This is a genomic window from Pontibacter sp. LHS2, assembly GCF_058932845.1.
The window spans coordinates 266,720-286,138 of the sequence record NZ_JBZYWG010000001.1 but is presented as its reverse complement, the minus strand read 5'-3'; the positions used below and the strand labels follow the sequence as shown (position 1 = coordinate 286,138).

The window sequence follows — 19,419 nt, the reverse complement described above, 5'->3', positions numbered from 1 at the left end:
TACCTGCGACCAAAATCACTGAACGAAAATGATTGAAATACACAACATACATAAAGCTTTTGACGGCAAGAAAGTGCTGGACGGGGTGAGCGGCGTCTTCGAGACTGGTAAGACAAACCTCTTGCTTGGCGCCAGCGGTACCGGCAAAAGCGTGCTCCTCAAGTGCATTGTGGGACTTATTAAACCTGACCTGGGCAGCGTAACCTTCGATGGCACTTATTTCACCAACAACAAACTGGATATCCGTCAGGAAATCCGTCGCAAGATCGGTATGCTCTTTCAGGGGTCAGCCTTGTTCGACTCCATGACAGTGGAGAAGAACGTAGAGTTTCCGCTCAAAATGCTAACCGACATGAACAAGGAAGAACGCATGGAACGCGTGAATTTCTGTTTGAAGCGTGTAGGACTGGAAGGGGCTAACAAAAAAATGCCGTCTGAGATCAGTGGTGGTATGAAGAAACGTGTAGGTATAGCCCGTGCCATCGCCCCACACTGTACCTACCTTTTCTGTGACGAACCCAACTCGGGTCTTGACCCACAAACGGCACTTAAGATCGACGAACTGATCAAAGAAATAACAGAGGAGTATAACATCACCACCATCATCGTAACACACGACATGAACTCTGTGATCGAGATCGGTGATAAGATCTTTTTCCTGTACGAGGGTAAAAAACTATGGGAAGGTACCCGCGACGAGATCATGGATACGGACATCAAAGAGCTCAACGAATTCATTTTCTCTAACCGCCTGATGCGTGATGCGAAGAAAGTGGAAGAAGAGGAGCGTGAGGAAGAGGAAGAACGTCTGCATGATGAACAGCAAGTCGCTGCCCAGGGTGGCAATGCTAAGGCCCCTGCTGAAGAGGCCGTTGTAACACGCGACGAACCCCGACCCGGGAATCCGGAAGGCCCAACAGCAACTACTCAAACTGGCAAGGACAAGGTATAGCCATACCGCTTAGATCTAAAAAAGGCTCCCGCTATACCTTAGCGGGAGCCTTTTTTTATGACTATTGATTTGATTTAATTTAGAAATTCAATCCGAACAGCATACCTGCTACCGTAGCCGTCATCATACAGGCCAGGGAGGCACCCAGCAAGGCAATAAAGCCAAGTTTAGACAGCTGCCCCTGCTGATTAGGTGCCATACTGCCGATACCACCGATCTGGATGGCGATGGAGCTGAAGTTAGAGAAACCAGCCAGGGCATAGGTTGACATCACCAGGGCCTTGGGGCCAAGCGTACCAGCATCTTTCATATTAGCCAGGTCGAGGTAAGCCACAAACTCGTTGATGGCAGTTTTCTGGCCGAGCAAGCTACCTACCTGCAAGGTATCCGCCCAAGGCACGCCCATGATAAAAGCAAAGATGCGGAAGATCTGCCCCAGAATATACTGCAGAGAGAAACCGTTGAACTGACCATTTGTACTGGCAACCACCATTTCATTCAGACCGGTCCAAACACCGATCATATCGGTCAGGATATAGTTAACCAAAGCGATTACAGCAATAAAGGCAAGCAACATACCACCCACGTTAGCGGCAAGGCGCAGACCATCCCCCGCTCCTCTTGAGAGAGCATCAATCAAGTTTACACCCAACTGCTCTTCGTTTACTTCCAGCTTGTTGGATATCTCCTCGTGCTCTGTTTCAGGCACAAGTATTTTAGCCAGTACGATTCCTGCCGGCGCATTCATGATGGAGGCCGTGAGGAGGTGAGCTGCAAAGATGGCTTTCTGGGCTGGGTCGGTACCGCCCAAGAAGGACACGTAGGCCGCCAGTACACCACCGGCCAGCGTCGCCATACCGCCTGTCATCAAGCACATCAGTTCGGAGCGCGTCATGCGGGCAATGAAGGGGCGCACGAGCAAGGGCGCTTCCGTCTGCCCTAAAAAGATGTTGCCAGCGGCAGACAAGCTCTCAGGACCTGACAGGCGCATCACCTTCGACATCACCCAGGCAATGCCGTACACGATCTTCTGAAGCACACCGAGGTAATACAGGCCAGCCGATACCGTGGAGAAGAAGATAATAGTTGGAAGAACCGAGAAGGCGAAAATAAAGCCCAGTCCGCTGTTCTTGGATGGGTCAGCCAGGTTGCCGAAAAGAAACTGCGCACCCGCCTGAGAGAAATCCAGAAAGGTAACGAAGCCTTCGCTCACATAGGCAAAGCCCTTTGCCACGACGGGTACCTGGGTAACCAATACGCCAAATAGAATCTGGAGGCAAACGCCGTAGCCGACGAGTCTCCAATCTATGTTTTTACGGCTTTTAGAGAACGCAAAGGCAATGGCAATAATGGCGAGGAGGCCAAGAAGCCCTCTGAAAATATCGAACATGCTATGGGACAAAATTTGGCCAAAAGTAAGCCGAATATCTGTTAAAACAAAAAGTCCTGCACCATATAGGCGCAGGACTTTTAAAGTATAGCGTATGTTATGCTAGTTTCGCTTGTTCAACTCGTCCCGGATCTTGGCTGCACGCTCGTAGTCCTCCTTTTCGAGGGCCTCGTTGAGCATCTTGTTCAGGTCATCAACCGATGTCTGATTGAGCGGCTCTTTGGAGCTGGAGGCTGTCGTCGATGAACTACTTTTCACAGTCATTTCTTCGCTTTCATCCTCCTCTTCTTCCAGATCACTCAAAATAATGCCAGCCTCCGAGAGCACACTTTCCACTGTGTAGATAGGCACCCCGAACCGCAGACCGATCGCAATGGCGTCGGACGGACGCGCATCCAACTCGAACTCCTTCTCGCCGTCGGTGCACATGATCTTGGAATAGAACACGCCCTCCTTCAGGTCAGAGATCAGGATCTCAGTGATGTTCACGCTCATCTGCTCAGCAAAGGTCTTGAAAAGATCGTGCGTGAGCGGACGGTTTGGATTGATTTTTTCTATCTGTATGGCGATGGACTGTGCCTCGAACATACCGATGATGATCGGCAGCCTGCGGTTTCCATCACGCTCGCCCAACACCAGCGCAAACGATCCCGTCTGCGATTGGCTGGAGGAGAGCCCGAGTATCTCTAGCTGTATTTTTTTCACAATTAAGCGCTTCTTGTTCTATTTGTCTAAAGCTTTTGCAGCTTCTATTAATTTAGGAAGTACCTCGAGCGCATCGCCAACTATGCCATAATCAGCGGCTTTGAAGAACGGCGCTTCCGGATCCTTATTAATAACGACAATCACTTTAGAAGAGTTAACCCCTGCCAGGTGCTGAATTGCACCAGAAATACCAGCTGCGATGTACAGGTTAGGGCTTACGGTGATACCCGTCTGGCCAACGTGCTCATGGTGAGGGCGCCAGCCGATATCAGAAACAGGCTTGGAACAAGCTGTAGCCGCACCCAATTCTTTTGCAAGTCCTTCTATCAGGTGCCAGTTTTCAGGGCCTTTCATACCACGACCACCAGATACCACGATCTCAGCTTCCGGCAGCAATACGCCACCGTCTGTTTCCTGCATCACGGTTTCTTTAGGAGCCGCAGCAAAATCAGACTCAGCCAGATCAGCAGACAACTTCTCTACCGTAGCTGTGTTACCAGCGTTGCTGATGATATCCGTGCTGTTTTTCTTCACGGCAATGATCTTCACGTCAGAGGTCAGGTTTACCTGCGCAAACGCTTTACCTGAGAACACACCACGTGTCACAGTGAAGTTACCGCCGTCCGTTTTAGGCAGTTCAGTTACGTTGGTAGCCAGTGAGCCGTTCAGACGAACAGCCAGCTTAGAACCTACCGCTGCACCGATGTTAGAGTTGGAGAACACCAGTACTTTGGCGCTTTCCTGCTGGGCCGCTGTTGCGATCACTTTCACGTACGCGTCAGCTACGAATTGCTTCAGACGGTCATCCGCGTCGTACAATACTTTGCTAATACCCTGCTCGCCTAGTCTGGCAAGCGCATCCTCGTGTACCTCACCGATGGCTACCGCCGTGGCGGTTGTGCCCATGGCCTGTGCCACCTGGCTGCCGTATGATGCTGCCTCGAGTGAGGACTTCTTGATCTCTCCGTTCAGACCTTCTACAAATACTAATACAGACATATTACAGTACTTTAGCTTCGTTTCTCAATAGTTTAATCAATTCGCCGGCATTGTCCGCGTCGATCAGCTTCACGCCGCTCTTTTTCTCGGGCTTGCTGTAGTTCACGTACTCCGACTTGGCTGCGCCATCCGTTGGCTCCACTACTTTGAGTGGCTTGGTGCGGGCTGTCATAATGCCGCGCATGTTCGGGATGCGGGGCTCGCACATCGGCTGCTGGGCACTGGCTACGAAAGGCAGTTTCACTTCCACCACTTCTTTGCCGCCCTCGATCTCACGCTCCAGACGGGCCGTGCTATCGTCTACCATGTCCAGTTTAAAGGCTGGCGTTACAGATGGAATGCCCATCATCTCGCCCACCATGTTGTGTACCTGGAAGCCGTTGTAGTCGATGGACTCCTTGCCCATCAGGATCATATCGTAACCGCCCTCCTTGGCGATAGCAGTAATCTGCTGCGCCACGAAGAAAGCGTCTTTCGGGTGTGCGTTCACGCGGATGGCATCATCGGCACCAATGGCCAGTGCCTTGCGGATGTTCGGTTCAGCGTCAGCCTCACCTACGTTCAGTACGGTTACGCTGCCGCCTTTGGCCTCTTTCAGCTCAATGGCGCGGGTCAGGGCGTATTCATCCCAAGGGTTGATTACGTACTGCACCCCGTTCTTGTCGAACTCTTTGTTATCTCCAGTAAAGTTGATCTTGGATGTGGTATCCGGAACGTTACTGATGCAAACTAATATTTTCATGATTAGAAATGTTAGCTTATTTAAAATTAGATTTGTGCGAAGTTAGTTAAAATATAGCCAAATAGAAATGTCTCAAAACAGATTAGAACAACTCTATAAGTTTCTGGAAGAAGACCCGAATGATCCGTTCACGCTATACGCCATTGCGACTGAATTGCGTAACACGGAGCCGCAAAAAGCCATGGAATATTACGAGAAGCTGTTGGCCGACCATGAGCGCTACGTTGGTACTTACTACCATGCTGCCAGTCTGTACGCAGAACTTGGACAAAACGATATGGCCGAACAAACTTACAAGAAAGGTATGCTCGTGAGCCGCCAGGAAGGTAATATGCACGCCTTCGCCGAACTGCAACAGGCTTACAACAAATTCATGGGTCTGGATTACGAGGACGATTAACCAGCTGTCGATCCCCCTCAGGGTACTGCTTCAAAAATAGTATGCATGCAGCACATTTGCAAGTATACCTGTTTTGAATTAAAACAGTTGCCTTAATCGTTTGTTTGCCGGAAAGCCATTCCGAAGCAGACTTTAAATGTGGTGTATTCATCAGGCTTGCTCTCCACCTGCACGAAGCCTCCCAGTGCCTCGGCCTGAATTTTGGTCAGGTATAGCCCGAGGCCTTTGGCGTCTTTGTTGCCATGGAAGGTCTTGTAGAGGCTGAAAAGCTTGTTGCCGTACTTGGCCATATCCAAACCTAAGCCGTTGTCGGTCACTGAGAAACAAACGCCTTCCTTTTCTTGCCAGGACCGGATAAGAATGCGCGGCTGCCTCAGCGACGATCGGTATTTCAACGCGTTCGACATTAAATTATGGGCAATACTTTCAAGGTATACCCGCGGCACCTGCAGGGTCTCCACCTCCAGATCTAACTCTACCTGCGCCCCACTCTCGAGTAGAACTGCCTGCAGGTTCTGCAGCTCTTTCTCCACCACCGCAGGCAGGTATACTGGCTCGCTCACTGGCAGCTTTAACTCCGACTCCAAAATCATGTTCAACTCGTCCAATGTGGTTTTCATGTTCTGGATCACTGTGCCCATCATATCCATCAGCTGTGCACCCAGTTCTGGTTCATCGACATACATTTGGGCAAGGCCCTGCATGTTAGACAGCGGTGAGCGCAGGTTGTGGGCGATGATCTGGGTGAAATCTTCGAGCCGGTCGTTTTTGGATTGCAGGAGCTCTGAGGTCTGCTGCAGCTTGTTGTTCAGGGCCAGCAAATCGCTTTTCTGAAGGCTGAGTACCACGGAAATAAGCGACTTAACAACCGTTTGGGCGATATCCTGTTCATTGAGCGACCAAGGCAAGGACTTCCCCCTGATCTGCTCGGCCCAATGCTCAAAGGACTCCCGGGGGTGTATGTGAAATTGCCCCTGTTTCATGGGCTTATCCGGATTGCCCGCCCAAATGCGCTTTTCTGAAATTTCAGGTTTAAAGAAAAGCAAGTACTCATTGTCCCGCTTAGAGATTTCGGTCGCCAACAAGCCGCTGGCGATAGGGCGTATCGCTTCGGCAGCCGGGTATACCTTGGAGAGCTCTCGGGTTTGGAACTGGGGCTCTTTGACATTAGAGCGCAACCAGCCGGCCAATTCTCTTATTGCCTGCTCGTCCGGTGTGGTGCCGGCAAGATACAGCTTACCTCCGAGCTGTAGCGCCATCCCTGTGGCACCCGTTAGCTTTAACAGTGCTTCGCTCTGATTTTGCAATTCGTTGTACAGGTGCTCGCTGCTCAACAGTTGCTTTGCCAAAGTTTTCTCCCGCTTCCGCAATTCGGCCAGTTCCTGCAGGTCACGCTGCTCCTCCATGGCAATGATACTGCTGCTGAAGACCTGCGCCACATGCAAACACACCTGCCTTTTCCAATAATTGATCCAGATCGGGCTTTTGTGATGGCAGGCGATAATCCCCCACAGTTTGCCTTTTACCACCAACGACACTGATAACGAAGCTTGTACGCCCATGTTTTGCAGGTACTCGAGGTGGATCTCGGAAGGGTTGCGCAGTTCGGATCTTAGTAGAAAAGTTGGCTGCCCGGTGCCAGGGTTTAAGTATGGCCTGATGTTCACGGCTTCGGCCCCTACGTTGGCAATCTGCCGGATGGGCTTTTCTACAAGCAACTGACGTGCCTGCGCAGGTATGTCAGAGGCCGGAAAATGGTGGTGCAAGTATACCTGCTCACCTGACTGCGTATCTTCCCCGATCACTTCGCCATGCCAGTCCTCGTCAAAACGATACAGCATCACATGATCGTAGGCCAGTAGCTGCCGCACAAAGCGCACGGTCAGGTCTGCTTTTTCAGATAGGGTGACTTGCTGCTCCAGCTCTTTTGTAAAGCGGATCAGGCCAAGCGACAGGTTCAGATGTTCCTGTTCATCCGTGATGTGCTCGTAGGGTTCACATTCCAGCACCAACTTTCCCTCGGCCCGATGCAGAAAGCTCAGAAACTGACGTTGCTGCAGCTCAAGCAAAAACACTTCGGGCTCTTTTAACTCTTTGGCAAGGTAAGGCCGAAGCTGCTCCAGTACCTTTTCATCATTAAAGTCCTGCCAGCTTATACCTTCCAAGGCGCTGACCGGCATTTTCAAAAACTCACCTATGTTCGCGCTTGACTGCTCAATTTCAAAAGAATCCGCATGGATGATCAGGAGGAAACCGTGGGCCTGGATTCGGCCTATATGGTGTATTGGTTCATTGTCGCAGTTGGAGAGATCAACCTTGTGGTGTTGGTAATTGAGCATAATTAAGGTAGCGTGAGTATGAATAAAGCCACCGCTGTTACCCAGTACGGTGGCTTTAAAAAATTTAAATATGGTATAAAATTATGATAAACTCAACACCAGATCGTCGGTATTCACCAGTGAGCCTTCAGGCAAGTGCAGATCGCCTACCTTGCTTGCTTCCGAGGCGGTAATGGTGGTCTCCATTTTCATGGCCTCGATCACAAACAGCGGCGTATTTTTCTTCACTTCCTGATCTTTCTCCACCAGAATCTTTGACAGCAAGCCCTGCAGCGGCGCCCCGATGTGTTTTGGATTGCCTTTGTCTACTTTCTGGTGCTGCACCCGCTCCACTTTTACGGATTTGTCACGTACTTCGATGTTTCGCGTCTGGCCATTGAGTTTGAAGAACACGGTGCGCATGCCGTCTTCGTCCACGTGTCCCAGCGACTGGTATTTGATTACAATGGATTTGCCACGGGCAATGTCAATGATGGCCTCCTCGCCTTGTTTCATGCCGTAGAAGAACAGGCGCGTCGGGATTTTAGAGACATTGCCATATTGTTCGTAGTGCTTGTGGTAGGCCTCGTATACCTTCGGGTAAAGCTGGTACGACAGAAAGTCGGTATACTTGGTGTGCTCCCCGAATTTCTTCTGAAACTCCCTAAACTCCTGATCCAGATTGATCGGCTCCAAGTGCTCGTTCGGACGTCCGTCGTAAGGCTGTTCGTCTTTGAGCACGATGGCCTGCAACTTTTTCGGGAAGCCGCCTGCCGGCTGACCAAGGTCGCCGCGAAACAGCGACTGCACCGACTCAGGGAATGAGATCTGGTCGCCGCGCTCGAGTACATCTACCGTAGTCAGACCATTGGAGACAAGGTATAGCGCCATGTCGCCCACAACTTTGGAGCTTGGCGTTACTTTCACGAGGTCACCGAAGAGCTGATTCACTTCCGCATAAGTCTCCTTGATCAGCTCCCACTTGTCGCCCAAGCCCAGTGCATTGGCCTGCGGACGCAGGTTAGAATACTGCCCACCCGGAATCTCGTGGTGGTATACCTCGGCCGTGCCTGCTTTCAAACCAGACTCAAACGGATAATAGTACTCACGCACCGTTTCCCAGTAGTTGGAATGGCGGTTGAGGCTCTTCTGGTCGAACTCACGGTGGCGCTCCTGGAAGCGCATCGCCTCTACCATACTATTAAAGTTCGGCTGTGAGGTGAGTCCCGACATAGAACCCAAGGCCACGTCCACCACATCTACCCCAGACTCAATCGCCTTGAGGTAAGTAGCGGATTGTATACCTGAGGTGTCGTGCGTATGCAGGTGGATCGGCAGCTTCACGGTATCGCGAAGCGCTTCCACCAACACCGTAGCAGCGTATGGTTTGAGCAAACCGGCCATGTCTTTGATGGCCAGAATGTGCGCCCCGGCATCTTCGAGTTGCTTGGCCAGTTGCAGATAGTACTCCAGGTTATACTTGGTTTTCTTCGGATTTAGGATGTCGCCGGTATAACAAAGCGTACCCTCTGCCAGACCGCCGGTGCGCTTACGCACGAAGTTGATGCAGGGCTCCATGCTCTTCATCCAGTTGAGCGAGTCGAAAATGCGGAAAATGTCCACGCCCGTCTCCCAAGACTTCTCCACAAAAGATTCGATCAGGTTGTCCGGATAGGCCTTGTACCCTACCCCGTTTGAGCCGCGGATGAGCATTTGCAGCAAGATATTCGGCACAGCCTCCCGGATCTCGGCCAGTCGTCGCCACGGGTCTTCGTGCAGGAAGCGCAGGCACACGTCGAAGGTCGCACCGCCCCATACCTCCATACTGAAGGTCTGCGGATGATCCTTGGCGTATGCCTCGGCTATTTTGAGCATGTCAAAAGAGCGCATGCGGGTCGCCAATAGCGACTGATGCGCATCGCGGAACGTGGTGTCGGTATAGTGGATCTGTTTGTCGTTGCGCAGCCATTTCGAGAACTCCTCCGGACCGAGTTCTGTCAAGAGGTCTTTGGTACCACGTTCGTATGGTTTATTCAGGTTGAAGCCTGTGAAATCCGGTTTGGAGAGCACTTTGTCCGGATCGGGTTTCTTCACGTCCGGGTGGCCGTTCACAATTACATCAGCCAGGAAGCTGAGGAGTTTGGTTGCGCGGTCTTTGCTCTTGCGGAAAACAAAAAGCTCGGAGTGGTTCTTCACAAAATCCACCGTGGCATCTCCCGAAACAAAAACCGGGTGGGTGATGATGTTTTGCAGAAACTGGATGTTCTGCTTCACCCCACGGATTCGGAACTCGTCCAGCGTGCGCGACATCTTCATGGCGGCATGACGCAAGGTCGGTGCCTGTGCTGATACTTTTACCAGAAGTGAGTCGAAGAACGGACTAATCTTGGCGCCTTGGTACACACTGCCTTGGTCCAGACGAATACCGAAACCACCCGCGCTGCGGTAGGCGATGATGGTGCCATAGTCTGGTTTGAAATCGTTTTCCGGGTCTTCAGTTGTGATGCGGCACTGGATGGCCACGCCATTGGCCCGCACAGTATGCTGTGGCCCGAGGAGCACTTCCTCGTGGTCCAAGGTATAGCCGTCGGCGATAAAGATCTGCGTTTTGATCAGGTCGATGCCGGTAATCATCTCCGTCACCGTGTGCTCCACCTGTATGCGCGGATTCACCTCTATGAAGTAGATGTTATTATTATGCGGCTCCACCAAAAACTCCACTGTGCCCACGTTGTTGTAGTTCACGGCCTTGCAAATGCGAATGGCGTAGTCATAAAGTTGCTGGCGTGTTTCCTCGGTCAGGCTGATGGCCGGGGCCACCTCCACTACCTTTTGGAAACGGCGCTGCACAGAACAGTCGCGCTCGAACAGGTGCGTGATGTTGCCGTAGTTGTCGGCCACGATCTGCACCTCGATGTGCTTCGGATTCTCGACATATTTCTCCAGGAAAAGTGTGTCGTCACCGAAGGCTTTCAGGGCCTCGTTCTTCGCCTCAAAAAAGCCTTTCTCCAATTGCTCGTCGTCCCGGATCACACGCATGCCGCGACCGCCGCCGCCGGCAGCTGCCTTCAGCATCAGCGGATAGCCAATGCGATGCGCCTCTTCCAAGGCGGTGTCAAAGGTATTCAGGTCGAGGTCATTGCTCTGGATGATCGGTACATCGCAGCTTACCGCCACTTTCTTCGCTGATACTTTGTCGCCCAACGAGCCCATTACCTCTGGCCGTGGACCAATGAAGATGATGCCGTTTTCAGCGCATTTGCGGGAGAAGTGCTGGTTTTCAGACAGGAAACCGTAACCCGGGTGGATGGCGTCTACACCGTTTTCCTTGGCTATGCGGATAATGCCATCGATGTCGAGGTAGGGCTGCAGCGGCTGATTGTCTTTGCCGATCTGGTAGGCCTCGTCGGCTTTGTAGCGGTGCAAGGAATAACGGTCTTCGTAGGTATAGATGGCCACCGTCTGGATGTTAAGCTCGGTACAGGCCCGGAGCACACGGATAGCGATTTCGCCGCGGTTAGCAACGAGTACTTTTTTTATTTTCATATTAGGTGAGATGTAAGGTATAGCTGCACTATAGTTTTTATCGATTAAAGGCTAACAGGAGATCACTGTTGCGCCATAGGTATAAGCCATAAGATAAAATAGGTATAGAAGGCGGCAGGCGAGAATTGAAAGTGCCTGCCTCTTAGAAAACACCCCTTAATACAGGCTTTTGCCTGATAAGGTTATATTGCAATTCAGTGAATAAACGAAACCCTATACCTTATTAATTATCAACCTCTTACAATCTATAATTCTTTAAAATGCAAAGCCTCCTGAACATTGCGGTACTCTGCCAGTTGTTACAGCAAGCGATAGGTATACATTGACATGCGATTTGACAAAAAGAATATTTTACTCGTAGGCGGCACATCCGGTATAGGATTGGCCATCGCCAGGCAGTTGCAAGCGGAAGGTGCACACGTGACTGTGGCTTCCCGCAAAACCTCTGAGGCAATAGAAGAGCTTGGTATAGAACATCTGGAACTGGATGTGCTGGCTTTTGACTCAACTTTCACCAAAGGCTTGCCCAACGAATTGCATGGTCTGGTTTACTGTCCGGGCTCCATTAAACTCAGACCTTTTGAACGGATGGCAGTAGAAGATTTCCGGCAGGAATACGAGCTGAATGTGCTGGGTGCCATACAGAGTATAAAAGCGGTGCTCCCTTTGCTCAAGAAATCAGCTAGCGCCAGCATTGTCCTCTTCAGCACCGTGGCTGCCCGATTGGGCATGCCCTTTCATGCGTCTATCGCTTCCAGCAAAGCGGCTCTCGAGGGGTTGGCGGTTTCACTGGCGGCAGAATTTGCCAGCACAGGTATACGGGTTAACGCCATAGCCCCCTCCCTCACCGCCACGCCCCTGTCTCAATCCCTGTTAAGCACCCCGGAAAAAATCGAAGCTGCCGGCAAGCGCCATCCGCTTGGTCGCGTGGGCCAACCCGAAGACATGGCCAAGGCAGCCGCTTACCTCCTCAGCGACGATGCCAGCTGGGTGACCGGACAAGTGCTCCATTTAGATGGTGGCATGAGCACCATCAAACTACTTTAAAACTCCACTCTTAATTCATTCAAATGCTTTCCATTTTCTGGTTCCGCCGCGATCTTCGCCTGGAGGACAATGCTGGTTTGTATGAAGCCCTCCGCAGCGGACAGCCGGTATTGCCTGTTTTCATTTTCGATAAATTGATACTGGACAAACTCAATGACAGGCAGGATGCACGGCTAACCTTCCTTTATGAAACGGTCAGTCAGCTCAGAGAAGAACTGGAAGCGAATGGCGGAAGCCTGCACGTAGTATATGGCGAACCGCTACAGGTGTTTCAAGCGTTGGTGAAAGCTAATGAAATTGCTACTGTCTATACCAACCACGATTATGAGCCCTATGCGCAGGAACGCGACCGCGCTGTGGCTACTTTCCTTCAGGAGCAGGATGTCGCTTTCCATACCTACAAGGATCAGGTGATTTTTGAGCGTGACGACCTGATGACTGGTTCAGGCACTCCTTATAAGGTATACACGCCTTACAAAAATGCCTGGCTCAAGAAGTTTGAGAAAGATCGGATCAGCCCCTATCCCACTAAACGGCACCTTGATAAATTAGCCAAAATCAAAACCCCGGCTATACCTACTCTGGAAGAAATGGGCTTTGAGAAGTCTGAGTTAGAAGTGCCAAAGCACGTTCTTAGCCCAGACCTGCTGGAAAACTATGCTGCCAGGCGCGACTTACCTGCGCTCGATGCCACCAGTCACATCAGTCCATACCTGCGCTTTGGTCTAATAAGTGTGCGTGCGGCCGTTGCCAAAGCACTGGATCACAGCAAAGTCTGGCTTCAGGAGCTTATTTGGCGTGAGTTTTTCATGCAGTTACTTTATCACTTCCCGGAATCGGCCATAGAAAGTTATGCTCCCAAATTCAGGCATATCCGATGGCGCAACAATGAGGCCGAATTTCAGAAATGGTGCAAAGGGAAGACGGGCTTTGCGCTCGTAGATGCAGGCATGCGGCAATTAAATGCCACTGGCTTTATGCACAACCGGGTGCGCATGGTCGTAGCCAGCTTCCTGGTAAAAGACCTGCTGATCGATTGGCGCTGGGGTGAGGCCTACTTTGCCGAAAAGCTGTTCGACTATGAAATGGCAAGCAATGTCGGAAACTGGCAATGGGCCGCCGGAACCGGAGCTGACGCCCAACCTTACTTCCGTGTGTTCAACCCTGATAGCCAGGCAACCAAATTCGACAAAGATGAAGCCTACATCCGGCAATGGGTGCCTGAATACGGCACGCCTGACTATCCTAAACCCATGGTTGATCATGCGATGGCCCGGGACCGTGCCGTGACAGCTTTCAAAAAGTCAATCGCTGAAACTGTAACTGCTTAGTGCTTGCGATGCCCGGGCTCGTAGATCAGTCTGAAAAAGGTACTCATGCGTTCCCGCTCTTTGGTAACTGGTATACCTGTCACAATGCCGATCATCAGGCCTTCGTTGATCACCAGTCGCATTTGCGGTCGCAGCACCATATCCATGTGACCACTCTGCATTTCTTTATTCACTTCGAGGCCTACGAAGTTGCGGCTGTTCGGTATCATGTAATGCGCACTGGTATTGATCTCGTAACTGGTCTCGAGTCCGCTGTGACCAAAGTGATTGAACATCCTCGGACCTGTATAGATCAGTGAGTGAAAATTACTTCCCCACTTTTTGGCTGCTACTAAAAAGGGATTGAACAGAATCCCCTGAAACATATCATCGCGCCTAATACGATTAAGGTCCGTCAATTCAAACTCTGTGATCCCACCCAGGGCCATAGAAGTTTTAAAGCGATCATTCACCAAAAAGGTATACTGTGCGGCCAGCTTCAGGGACTCGATGCGATCGGAAGGGCGGTTTACCTCCGGACGCCGGTCTTTGCTGTTAGTCGTGTAAACCGAAACCGGCACTTCGATCTCCAGACCCAGCCGATCGATTGGTGCCCACTCGTACTCTACCAGAAATTCGTAGCGGTCGTAACCGAGGTTATCGGTCATACCTGCGCCGATGTTCCACTCCTTTTCTCCTTTGTGTGCACCCAAATCCCGGATCAGGTCAATGTACAGGGGCTCTGCGTGGTTAAGCTTCAGGGGTTTTTTAGATTGATAATAGGTGGAATCCGCTGTGGTACTCTCCTGCGCGAAACCTGTAAGTGATAGTGTAAAGATGAAGGTTGTGAGAAATAAAGTCCGTTTCATAAAAGGGTAAACCAAAATATGGACGAAAGTAGGGCAGCTCTATTAAAGACAGATTAAAAGTAGATTAGAAATAGATTAAAGCGTTAAATCTGAGGTATCGAACAAGCTGTTTTTGGTAGGTATCTGTATATTTGGGCTGATGTACCGCTATCTGCTCCTCTTCTGGCTTTGCCTGTTGCTCCTGCTTCAACCGTTGCAGGGCATGGCTACCGCTTCGGATTCAACGACTATCAATAAAGACAGACTCCTACTGCTCGGCACTGGCTTCGCGGTTGGCTATACCGCCATGCTGGTCTCGCTGAACAAAGCATGGTATAAAGATCAGGAGCGTACAAACTTCCATTTCTTCAACGACAACCGGCAATGGAAACAGATGGACAAGGCCGGTCACTTCTGGGGAGCCTTTCACCAAAGCCGCGCAGGTATAGATCTGCTGCGCTGGGCAGGAGTTGCTGACAAAAAAGCGATTCTATACGGTGGGCTGACCGGCATTGTCCTGCAAACCCCTATTGAGATCTTCGATGGCTTTCAGTCTGACTATGGCGCCTCGGTTGGGGATGCGATTGCCAACACAGTGGGCTCTGCCGCAGTTATAGCACAGGAGTTAGCCTGGCGGGAGGTACGTATCATGCCCAAGTTCTCGTTCCAGACGACGCGCTATGCCGCAGAGCGACCAAACGTACTGGGTAGCACGCTGGCGGAACAGGTTCTAAAAGATTACAACGGACAAACTTATTGGCTCTCCGTCAATGTGGGGAGTTTTCTCAAAGAGGAAAGCAAGTACCCCAAATGGCTAAGCATCGCGGTAGGCTACGGTGCAGAAGGCATGGTTTTCAACGACCCCGAATTGAACAATGCCCGTGGGTTTAGTGCACGTCGTCAGTTTTACCTCAGCCCCGACCTTAATCTCATGCACTTCAAGGGCCGCAGCAAAGCGCTGAACACAACGCTATACCTGCTTAGCATCATCAAAATTCCCGCTCCTGCACTGGAGTACAACACGAAGGATGGACTGCGCTTCCATCCGGTATACTTCTAAGTCGGGGCGATTAATCCGCCGTACATATCGTATCTTTGTGTAAAATAAATCTGTACTCAATTACCAGGGTATTGCTGGCAGCAGCGCTATACCTTGGGTATAAAATAATAAGACTATGAACGTAGGAGATCGCGTGCGCCTGATGTCAGGCCGGGAAGAGGGCATCATCACCCGGATAATGGATAATAACATTGTGGAAGTCGCCATTGACAATGACTTCACGATACCTGTTTCACGCCGGGAGATCGTGTTGATTGCACCCGAAGAAGCCAAGGCTTTCCGCAACACCGAGCCTGAAGCCTATTCCAAACCCGCTGCCCGCAAAGAGCCGCCTGCCCCCGTGCTGGCCGAAAAAGGTATTTACCTGGCCATGGTCCACCAGTCCGACGAGCTGCTTGCCGCCACTGTTGTGAATAACACAGATTACGACGTGCTTTTTACAAGTGGTGAAGAGCGCAACAGCCAGTACCGCGGACTTCAGAATGACAAGCTGGCACCGAAGGCAACCCGTGTCGTGAGCCATTACCACATGAAGGACTTCGAGAAATGGCCTGTCCTGATCGTGCAGTTCCTTCAGCATCGCAACGGCAGTCCGAGCTTGTTTGAGCCAGTGACAAAGAAGGTGCAGTTCAGAGCCAACTCCTTTTATAAGAGCAAGAAAACGGCACCGGTACTGAACAAAGAGGCATATCTTTTCCAGCTTGATACCAAGCCAGTTGCAGTTGATACAGACAAAATAAAAGAACAGCTCTCTGAAAAGCCCGCTACGCAAGAGAACGCAAAGGTGCAGGCACCCGAGCACGAAGTAGACCTGCACATCGAAAAACTGGTGGAAGACCACAGCGGCATGAGCAACAGTGCCATGCTGAAGCTACAGCTTGACCGCTTTCAGGATGCGCTCGATCGCGCCATGGCAGCCAACATGCACGAAATTGTCTTCATCCACGGTGCTGGCAATGGTGTGCTCCGCAAAGAGATACAAAAGATCCTGAGCCGCACCCCAGGCATTCGCTTCTTTGAAGACGCCAAGAAAGAGAAGTTTGGGTATGGTGCTACCTTAGTGAGACTGAGATGAGGAGTTAGCAAGGTATAGCCTGTAGGTTCAAGTCGCGACTTAGCCGCCTATTTTGAAGGGAACTTATACCTGCTTATAACAATTAACAGTTAAGCAATCCAACAATTTACCATACCTTTGCAGGTATAGAAAGCTTAACAGCAAGCCGTCTTATCGCCGCTCCGCTTGGAGGGGAGGAAAGTCCGGGCAACACAGAGCATCCTACTTCCTAACGGGAAGGGGCCTTTCGGGAGACGGAAAGGCTACAGCCAGTGCCACAGAAAATTACCGCCAGTTGCAAAACTGGTAAGGGTGAAAAGGTGCGGTAAGAGCGCACCAGCGGCTGGGTGACCAGTCCGGCTGGGTAAACCTTAGGAGTTGAAAGACCAAATAGGCTGACAGCGTCCCGTTTCGGCGGGGCTAAGGGCTGCTCGTCCGATGTCAGTGGGTAGGTCGATGGAGCCTGCGCGCGAGTGCAGGCCTAGATAAATGATAAGACGTTGGGCTTTGGCCTGACGACAGAACCCGGCTTATAGGCTTGCTGTTAACCTTTTTCCTTTTCTTCTAAAGATTCCGCTTTTTGTATAGGCCTTTTGCTTAAGTAGCTGCTGTCGCAGGTATAGCAACTGATAATTTCATCCTTACTAGGAGAAAGAGCAAATTATTGTCTACGGAAATCCTGTGAATCCTTTAATCCTGAAAATCCTGATTCGGACAAGCTCTTCTTTGTATCTTTGCAGCCGCAAACTACCCGATGATGACAGAGTTGAAATTATACGACCCGTTTCCAAGGATGCAGTTCAGTGACAATTACTGCTTTCTGTGCGGGGCACATACCGAACCCGAAAACCGAACTCCTGTTTTTGCTACATGGCTGCAGGACAAATATACGTTACGTGACAAAGAACTGCTTATGCTCGATAAGAGTGTCAGCACATACGGCGACCTGACCATCCCCTGCTGTGATCATTGCCATACCCAGCATGTCATTCCGCTGGAAGAAGAGATAGCTGCCGCGGCAGCGCAGGGTATAGCTGGTCTGCAGGCCCTGCCTCCTAAAAAATTGTTTCAGTGGATCGGCAAGATGTACTACGGGACACTGATCACTGAGCTTATCAAGGAAGCTGATCCTCTTATCATGCCGCAGAATCCGGTAAGCGAAAACCCGAAAATGCTGGGTAAGTTCCGTGAGTTCTTCAAAGTGCTGCAGTCCATTCGAGTGCCTATCGAGTTTTCTGATTTTCTTCCCTCTTCTCTTTTTATGCTGGAAGTAAGCCCAACAGAGGACGATCTGCCGTTCGAATACCAGGACGAGCTGACAACTATGGCTTTCAGCATCAAACTCGGACCGGTTGTGCTTGTTAGCACCTTGCTCGACAATGGCATCATAGGTAAAGCCCTCGGCAAGTTATACCGCCTCACACAAGGGCAACAGTTACACCCCATCCAGGTAGCAGAGTTTAAAGCGCGGGTATTTTATGCTGCCTATATTTTCAACGTGGTACCGGAGTATTTTGAGCGACCTGTTAAGCCTGAAGACACCCATATTACTTTCGACTCTATTATAGATGATGTAACGAACGAAGTCTTCAACCCGTGGGAAATGACTGCCTATGCCCACATGCTCGAGGAAATGCTGAAGCCTTGGAACATCCGTGAAAAAGAGATACTGGCTGATCCAAGTAGACCGCTTAGCTTTCTACTGGATGCTCAGAATAATTTTAATTCGATGGAACGCTATCAAAAACTGAATTAGGTAGCCATCCTTTATACCTGATACTAAATGAAAAGAGCTCCCTGGCAGAGGCCAGGGAGCTCTTTTTGTATACCTTATTGGCTTATTGTTCTATGACAAAGCTAACGTTGACATTAGAAGTCACAACTACTTCACCACCGGCAATGGACGGGCCACCACTTTGCGCCATTTCCATGTCCATAGACATTTTAGCGTAACCTGCTCGCGGAGAGCCATTCGAAGTATGTTCGTTGATGGAATATACCTTACCAACTCTGGCTCCCAGCTCTGCTGTCAAGGCATTGGCTTTCTGCTTTGCGTCGGCTACGGCTTTTTTACGCGCCTCTGCCCGGTGCTTTTCAATATCTGACACCCTGAAGTAAATGTTGTCAATTCGATTCACCCCATTGTCATACAAACCGGAAAGCAGCTCATCGAACCTGTTTATTTTTTTAATTACGATGGTCATGGTTTTCTGGGCCATGTAAAACTCGGGTTGAGCTTTTCCGAACTCGTTACCTGAGTAAATGGGCTGCAGGTTCACAAAAGAGGTCTGTATGTCCTTGGCATCCACCCCCTGCTTACGCAAATAGGCGATGATAGCGGCAGCCTGCTTATCGGTTTGCTTTCGTGCCTGCTCCAGGGTCTTTTCACGTGTTTCCACCCCCAGCGTTACCACAACTTCGTTCGGTTCCAGCTTCACTTCCCCTATTCCGTTCACACTAATGAGCGGAGGCATAATCTGTTGCTGCGCCATTGCCGGAAACAAGCCAGCCAGCAAAAACAGCAGGGCGACAAAAGATACTTTTTTCATAATTCTGATTAAAAAAGGTTAGAAACACTCAGGTAAATATAGCTACTTACTATATAGAACCAATTACAAAGGCCGTACCAGAAATGAACCTGCATAAAAAAACCCTTCACATTTAAGGTGAAGGGCTTCTCTTGCTGTTAGTCGATGACTAGGCTTCCATCTCGAAATCCTGATCGGCTACATACTTAGCAACCAGTACAGCACCCAGCGTTACAGCACCTGCTGTCAGAATAAGCTGCGTAGTGCTCATGCGACGAGCGCCCTGTAGCACCAGTTTCCCTACATCGTGCAGCAGTTCAGGTAGTTTATCGTGCTTACCTTGAAATACATGCATCGCTGATTCCACTGTCTTCGACATGTCGTGTGGCTGCAAAAGTTTGAGAGCGCTCTGTTCCTTCTTGCCCTGGCTTTGACCGCCATTACCGGCATTCTGGTTGCTCTTGTTATCGTTTTCCATAGTTATTTTCGGTTTCGTTTAGGTATTAAGTTCAAGTGATTT

At 50.5% G+C, this 19,419-nt stretch carries 15 protein-coding genes, 1 other RNA gene and 1 pseudogene; 8 read left to right on the top strand and 9 right to left on the bottom strand.

Annotation, left to right across the window (positions count from 1 at the left end; all coding sequences use genetic code 11):
- Positions 1–28: 28 nt before the first annotated feature.
- Positions 29–772: pseudogene (locus tag AC5FX6_RS01175) on the top strand (ABC transporter ATP-binding protein); the annotation flags it as partial.
- A 259-nt stretch (positions 773–1,031) separates the two neighbouring features.
- Here the strand turns inward: AC5FX6_RS01175 and AC5FX6_RS01170 are convergent.
- The 4 genes from AC5FX6_RS01170 to AC5FX6_RS01155 form a co-directional block, all read right to left on the bottom strand.
- Positions 1,032–2,342, bottom strand: coding sequence for a NupC/NupG family nucleoside CNT transporter (locus AC5FX6_RS01170; RefSeq protein ID WP_493595197.1), 1,311 nt, complete (start codon positions 2,340–2,342; stop codon positions 1,032–1,034).
- Positions 2,343–2,444: 102 nt separating this feature from the next.
- Positions 2,445–3,047 carry a bifunctional nuclease family protein gene (locus tag AC5FX6_RS01165; RefSeq protein ID WP_493595196.1) on the bottom strand — a complete coding sequence of 201 codons (603 nt, stop codon included), beginning with the start codon at positions 3,045–3,047 and terminating at the stop codon, positions 2,445–2,447.
- Between the two features lie 18 nt (positions 3,048–3,065).
- Complete coding sequence (locus AC5FX6_RS01160; protein ID WP_493595195.1) at positions 3,066–4,046, bottom strand: electron transfer flavoprotein subunit alpha/FixB family protein; 981 nt, start codon at positions 4,044–4,046, stop codon at positions 3,066–3,068.
- A 1-nt stretch (position 4,047) separates the two neighbouring features.
- Entirely contained in the window at positions 4,048–4,788 is a 741-nt protein-coding gene (locus AC5FX6_RS01155) for an electron transfer flavoprotein subunit beta/FixA family protein (protein WP_493595194.1), read from the bottom strand.
- A 67-nt stretch (positions 4,789–4,855) separates the two neighbouring features.
- Between AC5FX6_RS01155 and AC5FX6_RS01150 the strand changes: the two genes are divergently transcribed.
- Positions 4,856–5,188, top strand: coding sequence for a tetratricopeptide repeat protein (locus AC5FX6_RS01150; RefSeq protein ID WP_493595193.1), 333 nt, complete (start codon positions 4,856–4,858; stop codon positions 5,186–5,188).
- Positions 5,189–5,280: 92 nt separating this feature from the next.
- On the opposite strand, the gene AC5FX6_RS01145 is transcribed toward AC5FX6_RS01150, so the two are convergent.
- Complete coding sequence (locus tag AC5FX6_RS01145) at positions 5,281–7,527, bottom strand: GAF domain-containing protein (protein WP_493595192.1); 2,247 nt, start codon at positions 7,525–7,527, stop codon at positions 5,281–5,283.
- Positions 7,528–7,608: 81 nt separating this feature from the next.
- The gene (locus tag AC5FX6_RS01140) at positions 7,609–11,052 is read right to left on the bottom strand and encodes a pyruvate carboxylase (RefSeq protein ID WP_493595191.1); all 3,444 of its coding nucleotides are present in this window, start codon (positions 11,050–11,052) and stop codon (positions 7,609–7,611) included.
- A gap of 327 nt (positions 11,053–11,379) precedes the next feature.
- Here AC5FX6_RS01140 and AC5FX6_RS01135 point away from each other — a divergent pair, with 327 nt between their 5' ends.
- Entirely contained in the window at positions 11,380–12,099 is a 720-nt protein-coding gene (locus tag AC5FX6_RS01135; RefSeq protein WP_493595190.1) for an SDR family NAD(P)-dependent oxidoreductase, read from the top strand.
- Positions 12,100–12,122: 23 nt separating this feature from the next.
- Entirely contained in the window at positions 12,123–13,430 is a 1,308-nt protein-coding gene (locus AC5FX6_RS01130) for a cryptochrome/photolyase family protein (protein WP_493595189.1), read from the top strand.
- Here the strand turns inward: AC5FX6_RS01130 and AC5FX6_RS01125 are convergent.
- Complete coding sequence (locus tag AC5FX6_RS01125; RefSeq protein ID WP_493595188.1) at positions 13,427–14,278, bottom strand: HAEPLYID family protein; 852 nt, start codon at positions 14,276–14,278, stop codon at positions 13,427–13,429. The two genes, AC5FX6_RS01130 and AC5FX6_RS01125, sit on opposite strands and share 4 nt — an antisense overlap.
- A 202-nt stretch (positions 14,279–14,480) precedes the next feature.
- Between AC5FX6_RS01125 and AC5FX6_RS01120 the strand changes: the two genes are divergently transcribed.
- The 4 genes from AC5FX6_RS01120 (at position 14,481) to AC5FX6_RS01105 (ending at position 18,127) form a co-directional block, all read left to right on the top strand.
- On the top strand, positions 14,481–15,317 hold the full coding sequence (locus tag AC5FX6_RS01120; protein WP_493595187.1) for a DUF2279 domain-containing protein: 837 nt from the start codon (positions 14,481–14,483) through the stop codon (positions 15,315–15,317).
- A 115-nt stretch (positions 15,318–15,432) separates the two neighbouring features.
- On the top strand, positions 15,433–16,392 hold the full coding sequence (locus AC5FX6_RS01115) for a DUF2027 domain-containing protein (protein WP_493595186.1): 960 nt from the start codon (positions 15,433–15,435) through the stop codon (positions 16,390–16,392).
- Between the two features lie 137 nt (positions 16,393–16,529).
- An RNA gene (gene rnpB, locus AC5FX6_RS01110) (RNase P RNA component class A) lies at positions 16,530–16,920 on the top strand.
- Between the two features lie 205 nt (positions 16,921–17,125).
- A complete protein-coding gene (locus AC5FX6_RS01105; protein WP_493595185.1) occupies positions 17,126–18,127 on the top strand; it encodes a hypothetical protein in 1,002 nt (333 codons plus the stop codon).
- Positions 18,128–18,209: 82 nt separating this feature from the next.
- On the opposite strand, the gene AC5FX6_RS01100 is transcribed toward AC5FX6_RS01105, so the two are convergent.
- Both AC5FX6_RS01100 and AC5FX6_RS01095 read right to left on the bottom strand, forming a co-directional pair.
- Positions 18,210–18,920, bottom strand: a complete 711-nt coding sequence (locus AC5FX6_RS01100) for an SIMPL domain-containing protein (protein WP_493595184.1) — start codon at positions 18,918–18,920, stop codon at positions 18,210–18,212.
- A gap of 148 nt (positions 18,921–19,068) precedes the next feature.
- Positions 19,069–19,377, bottom strand: coding sequence for a hypothetical protein (locus AC5FX6_RS01095; RefSeq protein ID WP_493595183.1), 309 nt, complete (start codon positions 19,375–19,377; stop codon positions 19,069–19,071).
- Positions 19,378–19,419 lie beyond the last annotated feature (42 nt).

Bases quoted from the DNA above. Each gene is read 5' to 3' on its own strand.
- AC5FX6_RS01170 (WP_493595197.1), bottom strand. From the start codon at position 2,342: ATGTTCGATATTTTCAGAGGGCTTCTTGGCCTCCTCGCCATTATTGCC.
- AC5FX6_RS01160 (WP_493595195.1), bottom strand. From the start codon at position 4,046: ATGTCTGTATTAGTATTTGTAGAAGGTCTGAACGGAGAGATCAAGAAG.
- AC5FX6_RS01155 (WP_493595194.1), bottom strand. From the start codon at position 4,788: ATGAAAATATTAGTTTGCATCAGTAACGTTCCGGATACCACATCCAAG.
- AC5FX6_RS01150 (WP_493595193.1), top strand. From the start codon at position 4,856: ATGTCTCAAAACAGATTAGAACAACTCTATAAGTTTCTGGAAGAAGAC.
- AC5FX6_RS01145 (WP_493595192.1), bottom strand. From the start codon at position 7,527: ATGCTCAATTACCAACACCACAAGGTTGATCTCTCCAACTGCGACAAT.
- AC5FX6_RS01140 (WP_493595191.1), bottom strand. From the start codon at position 11,052: ATGAAAATAAAAAAAGTACTCGTTGCTAACCGCGGCGAAATCGCTATC.
- AC5FX6_RS01135 (WP_493595190.1), top strand. From the start codon at position 11,380: ATGCGATTTGACAAAAAGAATATTTTACTCGTAGGCGGCACATCCGGT.
- AC5FX6_RS01130 (WP_493595189.1), top strand. From the start codon at position 12,123: ATGCTTTCCATTTTCTGGTTCCGCCGCGATCTTCGCCTGGAGGACAAT.
- AC5FX6_RS01125 (WP_493595188.1), bottom strand. From the start codon at position 14,278: ATGAAACGGACTTTATTTCTCACAACCTTCATCTTTACACTATCACTT.
- AC5FX6_RS01120 (WP_493595187.1), top strand. From the start codon at position 14,481: ATGGCTACCGCTTCGGATTCAACGACTATCAATAAAGACAGACTCCTA.
- AC5FX6_RS01115 (WP_493595186.1), top strand. From the start codon at position 15,433: ATGAACGTAGGAGATCGCGTGCGCCTGATGTCAGGCCGGGAAGAGGGC.
- AC5FX6_RS01105 (WP_493595185.1), top strand. From the start codon at position 17,126: ATGATGACAGAGTTGAAATTATACGACCCGTTTCCAAGGATGCAGTTC.
- AC5FX6_RS01100 (WP_493595184.1), bottom strand. From the start codon at position 18,920: ATGAAAAAAGTATCTTTTGTCGCCCTGCTGTTTTTGCTGGCTGGCTTG.
- AC5FX6_RS01095 (WP_493595183.1), bottom strand. From the start codon at position 19,377: ATGGAAAACGATAACAAGAGCAACCAGAATGCCGGTAATGGCGGTCAA.